Origin of the sequence: Mesorhizobium sp. AR07 (genome assembly GCF_024746815.1) — a bacterium.
GTDB lineage: Bacteria > Pseudomonadota > Alphaproteobacteria > Rhizobiales > Rhizobiaceae > Mesorhizobium.
The window spans coordinates 3,406,028-3,420,585 of the sequence record NZ_CP080525.1 but is presented as its reverse complement, the minus strand read 5'-3'; the positions used below and the strand labels follow the sequence as shown (position 1 = coordinate 3,420,585).

The following is a 14,558-nucleotide window of genomic DNA, read 5'->3' as shown; positions in this document are numbered from 1 at the left end:
GACCCTATCTTATGGCTAGAGTTGCGGTGGTTAGCACCGCCCCGGAATGGACGAGTTCGGTTGCTGCGTGCAGGCGGGGGTAAAGCACGACATCCTGAGTCAGGTGATCAATCGGGCGTCCATCTGTTGCGGCGTGACTACGCAACATCTGAAGCACCGCTCGACTCGCCGGCGCCAAAACGTGATGCCCGGCATTCTGTTCGAACAGCCTCAATTCCAGAGCCTGCGCAGCCATCAGAATTTCGATGCCGACGACATTTTCGATGTTCTTGACGATCTGGCGAGCATGCCGCCCGGCATTATTGGCCATCGACACGTGATCTTCCTGGTTTGAACAGGTTGGGATCGAATCCACGCTGTCCGGATGCGCCAGGGTCTTGCAATCTGATACGAGCGCCGCGGCAAGATATTGCGGCAGCATATAGCCGCAATCCATGCCGACATGTTCACTGGCCACCAGCATGTCGGGAAGCCCTCGGTTGAGCGTGCCATCGTTCAGGCGAAACAGCCGTCGTTCGGCAATGTTGCCGATTTCGGTCACAACAATCGAAAGAAAATCGGCCGCGAACGCGACGTATTCGGCGTGGAAATTGCCCCCCGAAATTGCCTTCAACTTGCGGCCCGGCAAGCGATCGGCAAAGATCAGCGGATTGTCGGTGGCAGCGTTGATTTCTGTTTCCACGATGCCACGGATAAACTTCAGCGTATCGCGCACGGGTCCGAGAACCTGCGGCACGCAGCGCAACGAATAAGCGTCCTGCGGCGGCTGGCGTTTAGGATCGCATCCGACGCCGCCATCGATCAAACCGCTTCCCTTCAGAAGTGAACGGATATTGGCTGCGCAACGAATTTGCCCAGCATGGCCTCGAGCCTCGTGAAGTTCGGGAATGAAAGCATCGCCGAATCCCATCAGCGCCTCGATCGACATGGCGGCCGCCACTTCGGCGCTGGCAAGAAGGTTCTCCGCATCAGCCAAAGCCAATGCCGTTTGGGCGGTGGAAAACGACGTGCCATTGAGCAGGGCAAGCCCTTCCTTCGGACCGAGCACAATGCGCTCGATGCCAGCCGCTTTCATTGCGGCGACGCCAGACATCAGCTTGCCCTCAAAGTAGGCCTCGCCGCTGTCGATTTCGGCCTCGCCGGCTTCATTGCGCGACATGACAAGGGCCATGTGGGCCAGAGGAATTAGATCGCCGCTTGCCCCCAGCGACCCATATTCCGGAACCGCCGGCGTCACCCCTCGCGACAGCATTGCAAAGATCGTCTCGACTACCTCTGCGCGCGTTGCGGAATAGCCTCTAGTAAGACTTACAGCGCGTATGAGCATGGCCGCGCGCACCACCTCTTCGTCAAGATGGCGGCCGACACCGGCTGCATTCGAAATGACCAGCCGTCGCGAGAGATCGCGCGCCTGCGCCGAGGATTTGAAAGCCTGACGCCCGGACAGCGAACCAAAGCCGGTGTTGATCGAATAGACGGCCTCGGTCGGTTCACCGCTATCCATTTGGGCGGAAAAACCGGCTACCCAGTCTTCACTGATCCGCATCGCAGCGCGAGCACTGTCCGACAGTGTCACCTGACGGCGTTGCCGCGTGACCGCTAGTAGGTCTTCCAGGTTGATTGGATTGGAACCTAGTTCAAGTGCCGTAGCCATTTTGTGTCCTTAACCTTGGAGAGTCGGAGTGCCGTGATATGAGGGCCAACGCTGTATCAAGAGGGTCGCCAACCCGCCGCGGATTCAAGCAACGCATCGGTGTCGGCCTCAGTGCCAGTGGTGATGCGGACGCCTTCGCCCGCGAAACAACGCACTGCTATGGCAGCGGTGCTCAGATGCTTGGTCAGCGCTTCGGCCCGGTCTTTAACCGGCAGCCAAACGAAATTCGCTGCCGACTTCGCTGTCGGTAACCCAGCTTCGGCTAATCCCTCAGACATTCGAGTGCGTTCTGCGGCGTTGCGTGCCACGCGCGCCGCTACTATTTCCGGTTCTGCTAGAGTAGCGAGGGCTGCCGCCAGTGCCGGACCTGGCAGCGGGAATGGAGGGGCCACGGACTGGATGGCTGCAATAATCGGTGTTGCTGCAACGCAGTAGCCAACCCGCATCCCAGCCAGCCCCCAAGCTTTGGAGAAGGTTCGTAGGACCACGAGATTTGGATGCCGTTCCAATCTTCCGCGCGGCGATTCCGCCACAGTCTGTGCGTTCGCCGCATAGTCGGCATAGGCCTCATCAAGGACTACCAATACGTGGGATGGGATGGTTGCGATCAATTCGTCGATCGCCTCAGGTGGCAGTTCGGTGCTTGTCGGGTTATTCGGATTGCAGATCAGAACAACACGACAACGCGGCCCTATCGCCCACACTAGCTTGTCGGCGCAAAGCCTGTGATCGATGTCGAGCGGCACCTCGACCAGAGATGCGCCTGAAACACCAATGATAATCGGATAGGCTTCGTAAGAGCGCCATGGCGCGACCACCTCGTCACCCGGATCGCACCACGCGCGTATCAGCTGATCCAACAGGACGATAGAACCTGCGGATACGGCTATCATGTCCGCCGTGACGCCATGACGCTCCGCGAGAGCTGCGGTGAGCGTCTCCCCACGCAAGTCAGGGTAGTGCTGCGCGTCGGCGAACGCTTCCGCCGCAGCGAGCCGCACCGCTAGACTGGGCCCGTCAGGCGCCTCGTTCGACCCCAGGCGATGCCTGAAAAACTGCGCTTGGCCTGCCCGTCCTTTACCATAGCCCGGTACCCCGAGCAGCCTGCGGCTGGGCGCCAGTGCAACGATTTGCATCTTCTTCTCCACGGAGAAACTCCAAATGGTAGGGGCAGACTGGGAGACGACCCTCAATGGCCCGTCTTTTGCCGCGATCAATGACTTGCACACCTAACGTGCCGACGCCCTTCACTGGCCCGTCTTCATTCGCTGCCAACTTCACTTGCATTAATTGGTATATGTGACTGATAACATCACGCACCAGCGTAGGCCCTGTCAAGCTTCTTAAGGGCGCAAATCCTAAAAGGGTTTGAATTCCTGTTGGACATGCTCGGCGGCTGAAGGTTTCGAGATTCAGATGATTCCTAGGCAATCGCGGGTGAAATCACGCTTGACAAAATCTTATTTGCCAAGTTGTATATATGAGTATGTATGTTGCGCTATTGGCAAGTGCGCAGCGGAACCGGGGAGAAATTTCGCGTAGCGCATTCCCGCAGAATCGTCCGCAGGAATAGCTGCGCCAGACAGAGCCGGACAGGCCGAGATTCTTAGAGGGATCCAAGAGCAAAAACCGCCTCGCGAAAACGTCGAAATGGGCGAGGCGCGATGCGTGCATTTTCAAGACTTTATCAACGTCGCCATCGCGACATTAATGGGAGCAAGGACATGAGCATTGGACGTCTTTATCGAGTTCGTTTTGCCTCGGGTGCTGCAGCCGCACTAATGCTTTTGGGGCCCTGCCTGGGTGCTGCGCAAGCCGACTCCGCCATAACGACAACTGTCGACAAAAGCTTGAACGCAATGCTGCCAAGCAAACTCAGGGAAGCCGGCACGATCAGGGTGGCAAGTAACGTCGAATACCCGCCCTTCGAATATTACGACTCGGACAACACCACGATCATCGGCCTCGACAAGGATTTGTCCGAGGCGCTTGGGCAGAAACTGGCGATCAAGCTCGAATTCTCCAACATGAGCTTTGACGCCATTATTCCCGCCCTTGCCGCCAACCGCTACGACATGGCGATGTCGGCGATGACCGACAGCGAGGAACGCCGAAAGAAGGTCGACTTCGTGGATTACTTCACGTCCGGCGGCGGCTTCCTCGTCAAGCAGGGAAATCCCAAGGGCATTCACACCCTTGGCGATCTATGCGGCATCACTACAGCGATCGACAAGGGCACGACGGAAATCGAGGACGCCAAAAAGGCTTCTGAGGACTGCGTCAAAGCCGGCAAGCCGGAGGTCAATGCCTCAGTCCTTCCCGGCACCAGCAAGATCGTACTGGCATTGCAGTCCAACCGCGCCGACGTTGCCATGATCGATACCGCTGCCGGCGCCCATATTGCCCAGCAGCACAAGGGCGAGTTCGAGGTGCCGGGTACCTCCTATGCGCCGCGCCCCTACGGGCTGGTTCTGCCCAAGGGCTCAGACGAACTGGCCAAGGCCATGCAGGGGGCTTTGCAGGCCCTGATCGATGAAGGCACGTACGGCAAGATCCTAGCGAAGTGGGGCCAAGAGGTCGGCGCCGTCAGCAAGGCCACCATCAACGAGGGCAAATGAGGCACTGAAATCGCCACCCAGCTGACACAATTTCGGGAGTTTGCCATGTCGATCAACGAGACCAGTTCCAAGGGAATGAGCGTCGAGCCGACGGTCAACCTGGTCATCAGGCCGGCCCGGCACCCGTGGCGCTGGGTGGCCATTGCCTTCGTAGCCCTTCTTGCGGCGATGCTGGTACATTCGCTTCTCACCAACCCGCGCTTCGAATGGTCGGTCGTTGGTGAGTATTTCACCTCGGAGACAATCATGCTTGGGGTGCGGCGCACCCTCGAACTGACAACCATCGCCATGGTAATGGGGGTGGCGCTGGGGGTGATGCTCGCGGTCATGCGTCTATCGCCCAACCCTGTTCTGTCGGGGTCGTCTTGGCTTTTCGTCTGGTTCTTCCGCGGGTCACCGCTGCTGGTGCAATTGCTTCTTTGGTACAATCTCTCGGCGCTGTTTCCGCACATTACGCTGGGCATCCCATTTATCGGTCCCGATTTCATCGAACTCGACGCCAATGCGCTGATTACACCCTACACAGCGGCCATCCTCGGGCTCGGGCTGAACGAGGCGGCCTATAGTGCGGAGATCATCCGCGCCGGCATCATCTCGATCGACCATGGTCAGACAGAAGCGGCCCAGTCGATCGGGATGTCGCGTGCGCGGCTGCTGCGGCGCGTGGTGCTGCCTCAAGCGATGCGCGTCATCATTCCGCCGCTCGGTAACGACACCATCAATATGCTCAAGATGTCCGCCCTGGTGAGCATCATCGCTGTGCCCGAATTGTTGTTTGCGGCACAGACAATCTACACACGCACGTTCGAAACGATCCCGCTGCTTCTGATCGCGGTGATCTGGTACCTGGCCATCGTCTCGGTGCTGAGCGTGATCCAATATTATATTGAACGCCACTATGCCCGTGGTGGAAGCCGCAGCTTGCCGTTGACGCCTCTGCAAAGCATCCGGCAGTTTTTTGGCATAGCGGGGGGGCGCGCGCCTAAAGCGGAAGAAAAGAGGAATGCGCCATGACCGTACACGCGCTACAGCCATCGGCCAGGATCATGATGCAAGCGACGGGCGTGCGAAAGTCGTTCGGCGCCCTTGAAGTTCTGAAGGGAATTGATCTCTCCCTTTCACAAGGCGAGGTGATGTGCCTGCTTGGGCAGTCGGGTTCGGGCAAGAGCACGTTCCTTCGGTGTATCAACCACCTCGAGAGGATCGATTTTGGTCGCATCCGAGTCGACGGTGAACTGATCGGATACAAGGATTGCGGTGCCCATCTCCAGGAGATGCACGAAAATGAAATAGCCCGTCAGCGCATTCACATCGGCATGGTGTTTCAACATTTCAATCTGTTCCCGCATATGACCGTCTTGCAGAATGTGATCGAAGGACCGGTCGGGGTGAAGCGCGAGGAGCGGGAGGAAGTGCGCGAGCGGGCGCATGCCATCCTGAAGCGTGTCGGCTTATCCGAGAAAGTAGCTGCGTACCCCCGGCAGTTGTCAGGCGGTCAACAACAGCGAGTGGCAATTGCACGTGCGCTCGCGATGCGACCCAAACTGATCCTGTTCGATGAGCCGACGAGTGCTCTCGATCCCGAACTGGTTTCCGACGTTTTGGACGTGATGCGAGATCTCGCCGAAAGCGGCATGACCATGGTCGTCGTGACCCATGAGATCGCATTTGCTCGCGAAGTCGCCGACCGGGTCGTCTTTATGGCTGGCGGCGAGATCGTGGAACAAGGTCGGCCGGGGGACGTGCTGGGAAACCCATCGCACCCACAAACGCAGGCCTTCTTAGCCAAGGTACTTTGAAATTGTAGTCGAGACCACTGTGGCGGAGCGATAATCGGCGGACGCCTCAGGCGAAGGTCTTGCTATCTGATTTCCCGTCCTGAATGTATGATAGTGAGTACAAACAGGTGGCGTTCGCCCACTAATGGACAACTAATCATGAATATGAACAAGCGGATGCGCCCTCGCCACTCGACGCTGGCGGGAGCCGATGCAGTTGGGCTGTCGCTCGGCCAGCAGGTCCGCAATCATGTCCTGCGGAAGATCGAGTCGGGCGAATGGCCGGAAGGCTTCCAGATACCGTCGGAAGCTCAACTCGTCGAGCAGTTCGGTATGTCTCGAATGACCGTTTATATTGCCTTGCGCGACCTCGCCGCCGAAGGTGTCTTGGTCCGTAAGCAAGGTGCCGGAACATTCGTTGCGGCGCGGAGTCGGCAGTCCACTTTTATGGAACTGCGCAATATTCATGCCGAGATAGAGGCTCGAGGAAACCACCACACAACGGAGGTCCATAAGCTCGAAGCTCTAAACAGCGACCTTGCTGTGGCTACGGAACTGAATCTGACGCCCGGGTCGACTGTGTTTCATTCGCTCTTGGTCCACAGAGAAAATGGTCGGCCCCTGCAAGTCGAGGATCGGTTCGTGAATCCCCGATTTTCACCGGACTACCTCGATCAGGATTTCTCGCTGGTCACGCCGAATGAACATCTCATGGCTGCAGGGCCCCTGGAGGAAGTCGAGCATATCATCCAGGCCATACCTGGAGACGAAACAGCCCGGGCGCTTCTGGAAATGCAACCGGGCGATCCGATTCTCCTGCTGCGTAGGCGCACTTGGTCGCGGGGGATGATCGCGACCAGCGTAAGGCTTCTGCATCCGGGATCGCGTTTCAGTCTTGCTGGACGTATGACGATCACACGCTGAGGCTCATAGTTTTCAGTTACCCCTTTTTGCAAAGGGAACCACAGGGAAAGGCTAGTATCACCCACTACTAGCTTCCCGCGTCCCGACAACTCAGAGATAAAGTTTACGCACAACGTCGTTGCCTAGGAGGTCTTGGGCCGTGCCGCTCGCCGAAATGCGGCCTTTGATCAGGAGATAGCCGCGATGGGCGATCGACAAAGCCCTCTCGGCATTCTGCTCGATCAGCAGAACCGTTGTGCCCCGGCGATTGATCTCTGCCACAATATCAAAATACTCGTCGATCAGCTTGGGCGACAAGCCCAGCGACGGTTCATCCATGACGACTAGTTTCGGTTCGGCAACAAGAGCTCGGGCCAGGGCGACCATAGCTTGCTCGCCGCCGGAAAGCGTTCCCGCTGGCTGGCGCAGACGTTCCTTGATGCGGGGAAACAGAGTTGCCATCGCTTCAAGGCGCTCGTCGAACTTGCCTGCGCCGCGTGCTGCATCGAAACCAAGCCAGATGTTCTCCCGGACCGTCAATTCCGGAAACAGACGACGCCCTTCAGGTACGAAGCCGATGCCGCGCCCCGCAAGGGACTCGGTTTTCATTGTTGCTAAGTCCTGGCCAGTGATAACGATGCGGCCATTTGCCAACGGCAGAAGCCCTGCAATAGCCAGGAAAGTGGTGGTCTTGCCGGCGCCGTTGGGACCAAGAACACAGACAAGCTCACCGGGCTTAACATGCAGCGAAAAATCCCGCAGCATGGCGACAACGCCGTAGTTCGTGCTGACCGAACAAAGCTCAAGCATTGCTGGCCCTCCGTCCTAGATAGGCTTCCTGCACCCGCGGCATCGATCGAATGTCGGCAAACTGCCCATCGGCAATTTTTCGACCGTAGTCGATCACCATCACACGATGCGGCAATTCCGCCACCAATCGCATATCGTGCTCAATGATCATCACCGACAAATCCGGGCGCTGGGCCGAAATGGCGCGGATATCATTCATAAGAGCATCCGTATCCCGATCGTCCATGCCTGACGATGGTTCGTCGAGCATGAGCACCTTGGGGTCGGAGGCAAGCGCGCGGGCAATCTCGAGCCGTCGCCTGTCAGCCTGCGCGAGTTCGCAGGCCGGCCGATGCCGCTGAGCGTGCAACCCGGTCGAGACCGCCGCCAGGAGTTCGCTCGCGTGCCCCGCTGCCATGAGCAGTTCTGCCCGAGCCCTCGATGGTCTTAACAGCGCATCGAGGACGCCGCTTCGCAAGCGCGTGTGCATGCCGATGATGACGTTGTCGAGGACGCTTAGATCCGAAAACAGCCGGCTAGACTGGAACGTGCGGGCGATGCCAAAACGGGTGACATTGTGGGCGGCTTGGCCGTTCAGCAGACGCTCTCCAAGAAACACTTTGCCAGCGCTGGCCCTGTAAAGCCCGGAAATGACGTTGAATAGAGTCGACTTGCCTGCACCGTTAGGACCGATGATGCCGAGAATTTCTCCGGGACGCAGCGAAAAATCGACGGAATCGATAGCCACGAGGCCGCCGAAACGCATGGTTAGGCCTTCGCCGCGCAATACAGAAGTGCTCATAATCCACCTCCGTAGCGGCGGATTCGCTGCGGGAACAATCCTTGAGGACGGATTACCAGGAACAAGATGACCACGATGCCGAAGAACATGATGCGATAGTCCGAAAAGGCGCGTAGTTTCTCGGGCAGCAACGTCAGCATCATGGCGCCGACGATGACACCCAGGGTATTGTCCATGCCGCCGACGATGACCATCGTCATGATGGTGACGGACACGAGGAAGGTGAAATTGTCGGGGGATATGAAGCCAACATAAAAGGCATAGATCGTACCTGCGAACGCAGCAAGGAATGCGTCGACCGCGAAAGCAAGGACCTTGTACCAGGTCACATTGATGCCTTGGCAACGTGCAGCCAACTCGTCCGCTCGAAGGGCATTCCATGCCAGGCCCACCCGCGATCCGTGCAGGCGCTGTGCCGACAAGATGCTGATGCCCACCAGGACAGCCGACAGGTAGTAGAAGTTTGCCTGGCTGGGCAGTGAAAAGCCGAAAATCGTGATGGGCGATGCGAAGGAGTGTCCGAACAGGCTCGGCACCGGAATTCCGACCAAGCCGTTTGGACCGCCCGTCCAATCAAAGTTATTCAGCAATTGTTGAATGACAACCCCGAATGCGATCGTGACCAGCGCTAGGTAACTCTCTTTGGCACGCATTGAGGGCAAGCCAAGAAGGAAGCCAAATGCCGTCGCGACAACTGCGGCCGCAGGCAGCGCGAGCCAGAAGCTGACACCGAAATTGATTGCCAACAGGGCAGATGCGTACGCGCCGATACCATATGAGGCACCCGTAGCAAAATTCGGGATGTTGGCGCTTCCGAGTTGGAAATTGAGCGCCAGCGCTAGAACGGCATAGAGCTGCCCCACGATCAGCAAATGGAGCGCGTAGGTGTTGCCGGCCAGCAGGAACGGGAACAGCGTCACGACCGCAATCCCGAGACAAGCCGCCAGAAGACGCGAGCGCTCAAAACTGCCGATGATCAGATCCTCGATGTCACCTCGCCTCTGAAGGATCGCGAGACAGGCACCAAACGCGACGAGCAGTCCCGCTACGATCCGCCAATCGTCTGAAAGCAGAAATTGTCGCAGCGCCGCAGCTCCCAACAATTCGACCACCCCGACAGTGAGAACATCTCGGACTGGAAAGGACTGGGTTCTTGACGAGACAGCTGTGGCACTCATCGCTTCACACCTTTTCGACAAGCGTTCGACCCAACAAGCCGGATGGCTTGAAGACGAGCACGACAATGACAAGAGCAAAGGCGAATACGAGCCGGAAAGCAGCCCCGTTGGGGACAACTGCCTGGACGAATGTATCAAGCCCCGCGATCAGAATGCTCCCCACAATAGCGCCGGGCATGCTTCCAAGGCCCCCGACGACCGCCGCGGAGAAGCCGATTAACCCGGCTTGAATGCCAAAGTCGAAGCGAGCCACGCCGGCATAACTGGAATAGAACAGGCCGCCAACGCCGCCGATTGCGGACGCGATAAAGAAGGTGGATCGAAACACGCGGCGTGGATTTATAGCCATCAGCCGGGCTATCTGTTGATCCTGCGACACTGCACGAATACGGATGCCGGCTGGTGTCCGCTGCAGGAGAACGAACAGTAGAACGATGACGGTTACCGAGGTCGTGATCACCAAGATGTTGAACCCTGGGATCGTGCCAACGCCAGGTAAGGCAACGCTGGTCTCAACGAGCAGCGGGAAAGGCTGAGGATTGCTTCCGTTCGGAAACAGATGCCGGACGGACTCACGTAAGACGATACCGAGGGCCACGGTAGCCACCAATGCCATCATCGGCGGCGCGTCGCGAAAGCGGCCTATTACAAGCCAATCCAAAAAGACCCCCAAGAGCCCGATAGCCAGAACGGCGATTGCGCACGCAACAAAGAGGATGAGCCCACCGCTGCTGCCCGACAGCGAACCCAACATTGCCTGTAGGGTCGCCAGCGCAATGAAGGGCGCAACGAGCGCAACATCGCCGTGAGAAAAGTGGATTACCTTCAACACGCCGAACAGTAAGCTGAAGCCAACGGCGATCAACGTGTAAATGCATCCTAAGGTTATCCAGTTTAACCCCTGCTGCAGCAGTTCGGTGCCCATGGGCTCACTCCCCGTTTAGCTCTTCGCCCGGACGAGCCAAACCATCCAAGCACTACCACTATATCCGGATCGCAGATTATCGCGCTCAATTGCAAGGGTACTGAGCCGCGCAATTTCCGCATCTCTAGATCAGGAAAAACGAATTTTATGCGACTTAGCCTCAGTGCAATCTTCCTCAGCGCCCACAGCACAAGCAGGCGCTAACGACGCCGCGCTTTCGCAGGCGATAAAAGGAGCACTCAATGGGGAATCGATTTTGTGACACGTTGTCCACAATCTGGCGCGTGAGCTTAGCAACCGCGGCAGCTGCCGCCATCACCGTGTCGCTTGGTCAGACGGCCAGCGCAAAAGACACGATCAAACTCGGGTTTCTAGGCCCGATAAGCGGCGGCAACGCCCCGCAAGGGATTGGCGCCGAAAACGGATTCCTGCTCGCCATCGAGCAGGCCAACGCAAACGGATTCCCCTTTGATGTGGAACCTGTAGTGCTTGACGATGCCGCCGATCCGCAGACCGGCGTCGCAGCTGCCCTGAAACTCGTCAACGACCCTCAAGTCGTCGGCGCCATCGGCCACTGGAACAGTTCCGTCGCGCTTGCGACGATCCCACAGTTCGATCGCTATCAGATGCCCTTCATCGTCTGGGGCGCGATCAGCCCCAAGATCACCGAAATGAACCTGCCCTTTGTTACCCGCGTCACGCCGACGCTGGTCAATGAAAACAAACCGCTTGCGGTGTGGGCAGCCGGCGATCTCAAGGCGAAGAAGATTGCGATCGTCTCCGACACGACTGACTACGGGCAGGGCAACGCCAAGTGGTTTACCGAATTCTACAAGGAGAAGGGCGGTGAAATCATCGCCTCTGAAGCAGCTCCGGTCGGTACCACGGATTTCCGCGCTATTCTGACGCGCATTAAAGGCCTGTCGCCCGACGCAGTGTATTTCGGCGGCGTAATTACCGAAGCGGGCATCTTGCGAAAGCAGATGATCGAACTCGGCTTGAAGGTGCCGATGATCGGCATCTCTGGCTTTTATGATCCCGAGTTTATCAAGATTGCCGGCGATGCCGCCAACGGCACGATGGTGAGCTATCCCAAGTCGCAGAGCAATCCCAAGATCGATCAGCTCGACAAGGATTATGCGGCGCGCAAGTTCGCTGATCCTGAAAGCCCTTATACAAAATACGCCTTCGACGCGACCAACATCCTTCTGACGGCAATCAAGGACAAGGGCATCCAGGACAAGAAGGCGCTTGCCGATGCGATCCGCGCCATCAAGTATGACGGCGTTCTGGGCACTACTAGCTTCGACAGCAGCGGCCAGACCGAGATACCGGTCGAGATCGAGATCAAGGAAGTCAAGGACGGCGCTTGGACCGATCATTGAACCTGCAACGTGGTGGGGAAGCCGTTGGGCTGCCCCACCATCCAATTCCTCGTCTGTCTACTTGGAAGCGTGGTGCTGGTGCCATGCATGTGGTGCCGAGGTGCGCGGTTGCAACGAGCCCGGGGTCGCATGCCCGAACCTAATAATGGAAAGAAACGAATGGACACAGCCGGCCATTACAGACGCGAGGTCATGTGAATCCATCCAAAGGTAATTGCAGATGCTCCAACTACTGTCGCAGGACGCCTATCACAGGACTGCCTGGAAGAACGGCAGGGGGGTCACCGAGGATGTCCTTCTGCTGCCGGAGGAAGCCACGCACGCGGATTTCGATATTCGCATCAGCCGTGCTCCTATTGTCGACGACGCGCAATTTTCCTCCTTTCCAGGAATCGACCGCACGATCATCCGGTTGAGTGAGAATCCGCTCGTCTTGAGCTTTGCCGATGGGTCTGAGGTGGTGTTGGATCATCTGGCACCCTATCGGTTTGATAGCGCGCTTTCGCCAAAGACGCGCTTATCATCTGGTTCCGCGCTGGTTATGAACGTGATGACGAGGCGCGTGCGTTGGAGCAGCACAGTCCGAACGCTGCGCTGCAGCGTGAACGAGACGCTGTGCGTGCCGCGAGGCGGTCTTGTCGCAGTCCACGTTGTTGGCGCCCCATGTTGGGTTGCAGCCCTCCGTGTGGGGCCCGGCCAGACGCTGGTGGCGCGCGACGCCGCTCAATTGGAGGTGGCAGTGCCTGACGGTGGGGACTGTCTGATCGCCGTTTTCGCGCCGGAAATTTGAAGCCCGGCAATCAATCGATGATGGGACTAGATCGGCGATCCTGATGCTGATGCTTTTGGTTTGATATTTTCCTGAGGCCTGAAAGTAGACTAGCTTTTCGAACCATGGAACAGATGATCGAAACCCAGAACCCAATCAAGCTGTGGCGGTCTGGCGCTTCATGCGATGCGCAGCGGCAACCGTATTGCTCGCAAGACATCTTGTCTGATGACGATGCCTTTCACACCAAAACGTCCGGGTGTCCCTTGCACCTGGTGACCGACGCGGCCGTCGCACCGGATACGCTGAAGGGAGGCGTCATACTTCTGGGCAACTTCGACGGGTTCCATCGTGGGCATCAGGCGCTGTTGGATGTAGCCACAGAGCAGGCGGGACTGAAACCGATTGGCGTCATGTCGGTGGAGCCCCACCCGCGCCAATTGTTCGCGCCGGAGGCCGGCGCCTTCCGACTGAGCACGCCGGCCAGCAAGATGGAGACATTTTCGCGCTTCGGCATGAGTTTCCTGTACAGCCCGCGTTTCGACCATTCATTCGCCAGCCAGCAACCAGAACAGTTCGTCGATGACATTCTTGTCTGCGGGTTGGGCATTTCACATCTGGTTGTCGGGCGCGACTTTCGTTTTGGCGCGCGCCGCCGCGGCGATGTGAATCTGTTGCGATGCATGGGGCAGAACCGCGGGTTTTCGGTGACCGCCGTCGACGAGATCGAATGGGGTGATGTGCGTTGTTCGTCGACGCTGGTGCGCAACCTTTTGTTGGCGGGCAATATCGAGGATGCGAACGAAATGCTCGGCTACAACTGGGGTTTCGAGGTCGACTTACCGTCCGAGGCAATCCGCCAATCAGGCGAGTGGACAACCCGATGGCCCGAAGCCTTACTGATTCCCGAACGTGGCCGCTACGAGGTGGCGTTGAGGCGAATTGGCGAGACAATTCCGTTGCTGTCTGGCCGGATTACTATTGATTCTCCGGGAAGGGTGATGCTGTCGCTTGACAGTCCACTGCACGTGGCATCGGCGGCGCAGCCATCCTTGTTCATCGACTTTCTTGCCCGCTCGAGAAAATAGCGGCGGTGGATACCGTGTGTCCAAGATCGACGTTCGCGGAACGATCGGCTTAGGCCGGACAGTTGAATATCTGGACCCTAGAACTGAAATGGGGCGTGCCGTTGGGGCGCGGAGGCACCTCGCCAACTGCAGCCGCTGTCGCGCCTCACTGGGACCCTGGCGTGCCAAAGTTGCCGGTGATCGGGACCATGTTTCAACTCGAGGGAAAGAATGTCGGACACATTAAAGATTGACGTTCTGAACGGCCCGAACACCAATCTCTACGGGTTGGACCCCTCCGGGTTGTATGGCCGGCTTACTCTTCCGGACATTGAACGCTTATGCCGTGACAGAGCGCAACAGAGTGGCGCGTCCCTACGTTTTCGCCAGTCGAGCAACGAGGGCACCCTTATCGATTGGATTCACGACGCGCGAAGGGAGGCTGACGGTTTGGTCATCAACGGCGGCAGCCTCTCCTATACATCCCTCGGCTTGATGGACGCCTTAGTCGGGTTTAGCGGTCCTGTCTTCCAGGTCCATGTAAGCAACGTCTTCAAGCGTGAACCGATCCGCCACCATTCCTTTATTTCCCATGTCATCTCCGGATGCCTGATAGGCTTGGGGCCTGCCGGATACGAGTTCGCGATTGAAGCGATCATACGCCATTTCAAAGAAATCTGATTTTCGACA

Annotated in this window: 14 protein-coding genes; 8 read left to right on the top strand and 6 right to left on the bottom strand. The window is 57.9% G+C overall.

The window, feature by feature from the left end:
• Positions 1-4: 4 nt before the first annotated feature.
• Positions 5-1,654 (bottom strand): HAL/PAL/TAL family ammonia-lyase, encoded by a 1,650-nt coding sequence (locus BPNPMPFG_RS17415; protein WP_258589968.1) that lies wholly within the window; start codon positions 1,652-1,654, stop codon positions 5-7.
• 56 nt (positions 1,655-1,710) lie between these two features.
• Positions 1,711-2,802 (bottom strand): aminotransferase class I/II-fold pyridoxal phosphate-dependent enzyme, encoded by a 1,092-nt coding sequence (locus BPNPMPFG_RS17410; RefSeq protein WP_258589967.1) that lies wholly within the window; start codon positions 2,800-2,802, stop codon positions 1,711-1,713.
• A gap of 711 nt (positions 2,803-3,513) precedes the next feature.
• On the opposite strand from BPNPMPFG_RS17410, the gene BPNPMPFG_RS17405 reads away from it, so the two are divergent.
• The 4 genes from BPNPMPFG_RS17405 (at position 3,514) to hutC (ending at position 6,974) form a co-directional block, all read left to right on the top strand.
• Positions 3,514-4,272 (top strand): ABC transporter substrate-binding protein, encoded by a 759-nt coding sequence (locus BPNPMPFG_RS17405; protein ID WP_258596797.1) that lies wholly within the window; start codon positions 3,514-3,516, stop codon positions 4,270-4,272.
• A 45-nt stretch (positions 4,273-4,317) separates the two neighbouring features.
• A complete protein-coding gene (locus BPNPMPFG_RS17400) occupies positions 4,318-5,286 on the top strand; it encodes an amino acid ABC transporter permease (protein WP_258589966.1) in 969 nt (322 codons plus the stop codon).
• A complete protein-coding gene (locus tag BPNPMPFG_RS17395) occupies positions 5,283-6,071 on the top strand; it encodes an amino acid ABC transporter ATP-binding protein (RefSeq protein ID WP_319945939.1) in 789 nt (262 codons plus the stop codon). The genes BPNPMPFG_RS17400 and BPNPMPFG_RS17395 overlap by 4 nt, the downstream gene beginning before the upstream one ends.
• A 138-nt stretch (positions 6,072-6,209) precedes the next feature.
• Positions 6,210-6,974, top strand: coding sequence for a histidine utilization transcriptional repressor HutC (gene hutC, locus BPNPMPFG_RS17390; protein ID WP_258589965.1), 765 nt, complete (start codon positions 6,210-6,212; stop codon positions 6,972-6,974).
• A 90-nt stretch (positions 6,975-7,064) separates the two neighbouring features.
• Here the strand turns inward: hutC and BPNPMPFG_RS17385 are convergent, their stop codons facing one another.
• The 4 genes from BPNPMPFG_RS17385 to BPNPMPFG_RS17370 are packed head-to-tail and all read right to left on the bottom strand — an operon-like array spanning position 7,065 to position 10,647.
• A complete protein-coding gene (locus BPNPMPFG_RS17385) occupies positions 7,065-7,763 on the bottom strand; it encodes an ABC transporter ATP-binding protein (RefSeq protein WP_258589964.1) in 699 nt (232 codons plus the stop codon).
• The gene (locus BPNPMPFG_RS17380; protein WP_258589963.1) at positions 7,756-8,544 is read right to left on the bottom strand and encodes an ABC transporter ATP-binding protein; all 789 of its coding nucleotides are present in this window, start codon (positions 8,542-8,544) and stop codon (positions 7,756-7,758) included. Before BPNPMPFG_RS17380 ends, BPNPMPFG_RS17385 begins: the two co-directional genes overlap by 8 nt.
• Entirely contained in the window at positions 8,541-9,722 is a 1,182-nt protein-coding gene (locus tag BPNPMPFG_RS17375; protein WP_258589962.1) for a branched-chain amino acid ABC transporter permease, read from the bottom strand. Before BPNPMPFG_RS17375 ends, BPNPMPFG_RS17380 begins: the two co-directional genes overlap by 4 nt.
• 4 nt (positions 9,723-9,726) lie before the next feature.
• Positions 9,727-10,647 (bottom strand): branched-chain amino acid ABC transporter permease, encoded by a 921-nt coding sequence (locus BPNPMPFG_RS17370; RefSeq protein ID WP_258589961.1) that lies wholly within the window; start codon positions 10,645-10,647, stop codon positions 9,727-9,729.
• Between the two features lie 284 nt (positions 10,648-10,931).
• Between BPNPMPFG_RS17370 and BPNPMPFG_RS17365 the strand changes: the two genes are divergently transcribed.
• The 4 genes from BPNPMPFG_RS17365 to BPNPMPFG_RS17350 all read left to right on the top strand — a co-directional run bounded on the left by BPNPMPFG_RS17365 (position 10,932) and on the right by BPNPMPFG_RS17350 (position 14,549).
• A complete protein-coding gene (locus BPNPMPFG_RS17365) occupies positions 10,932-12,032 on the top strand; it encodes a branched-chain amino acid ABC transporter substrate-binding protein (protein ID WP_258589960.1) in 1,101 nt (366 codons plus the stop codon).
• 220 nt (positions 12,033-12,252) lie between these two features.
• Complete coding sequence (locus tag BPNPMPFG_RS17360) at positions 12,253-12,822, top strand: HutD/Ves family protein (protein WP_258589959.1); 570 nt, start codon at positions 12,253-12,255, stop codon at positions 12,820-12,822.
• A 113-nt stretch (positions 12,823-12,935) separates the two neighbouring features.
• The gene (locus BPNPMPFG_RS17355; RefSeq protein ID WP_258589958.1) at positions 12,936-13,889 is read left to right on the top strand and encodes a hypothetical protein; all 954 of its coding nucleotides are present in this window, start codon (positions 12,936-12,938) and stop codon (positions 13,887-13,889) included.
• A 210-nt stretch (positions 13,890-14,099) separates the two neighbouring features.
• Positions 14,100-14,549, top strand: coding sequence for a type II 3-dehydroquinate dehydratase (locus BPNPMPFG_RS17350; protein ID WP_258589957.1), 450 nt, complete (start codon positions 14,100-14,102; stop codon positions 14,547-14,549).
• The last annotated feature ends 9 nt before the right edge of the window (positions 14,550-14,558 follow it).

Bases quoted from the DNA above. Each gene is read 5' to 3' on its own strand.
- hutC (WP_258589965.1), top strand. From the start codon at position 6,210: ATGAATATGAACAAGCGGATGCGCCCTCGCCACTCGACGCTGGCGGGA.
- BPNPMPFG_RS17370 (WP_258589961.1), bottom strand. From the start codon at position 10,647: ATGGGCACCGAACTGCTGCAGCAGGGGTTAAACTGGATAACCTTAGGA.
- BPNPMPFG_RS17400 (WP_258589966.1), top strand. From the start codon at position 4,318: ATGTCGATCAACGAGACCAGTTCCAAGGGAATGAGCGTCGAGCCGACG.
- BPNPMPFG_RS17415 (WP_258589968.1), bottom strand. From the start codon at position 1,654: ATGGCTACGGCACTTGAACTAGGTTCCAATCCAATCAACCTGGAAGAC.
- BPNPMPFG_RS17350 (WP_258589957.1), top strand. From the start codon at position 14,100: ATGTCGGACACATTAAAGATTGACGTTCTGAACGGCCCGAACACCAAT.
- BPNPMPFG_RS17360 (WP_258589959.1), top strand. From the start codon at position 12,253: ATGCTCCAACTACTGTCGCAGGACGCCTATCACAGGACTGCCTGGAAG.
- BPNPMPFG_RS17355 (WP_258589958.1), top strand. From the start codon at position 12,936: ATGATCGAAACCCAGAACCCAATCAAGCTGTGGCGGTCTGGCGCTTCA.
- BPNPMPFG_RS17380 (WP_258589963.1), bottom strand. From the start codon at position 8,544: ATGAGCACTTCTGTATTGCGCGGCGAAGGCCTAACCATGCGTTTCGGC.
- BPNPMPFG_RS17385 (WP_258589964.1), bottom strand. From the start codon at position 7,763: ATGCTTGAGCTTTGTTCGGTCAGCACGAACTACGGCGTTGTCGCCATG.
- BPNPMPFG_RS17395 (WP_319945939.1), top strand. From the start codon at position 5,283: ATGACCGTACACGCGCTACAGCCATCGGCCAGGATCATGATGCAAGCG.
- BPNPMPFG_RS17405 (WP_258596797.1), top strand. From the start codon at position 3,514: ATGCTGCCAAGCAAACTCAGGGAAGCCGGCACGATCAGGGTGGCAAGT.
- BPNPMPFG_RS17375 (WP_258589962.1), bottom strand. From the start codon at position 9,722: ATGAGTGCCACAGCTGTCTCGTCAAGAACCCAGTCCTTTCCAGTCCGA.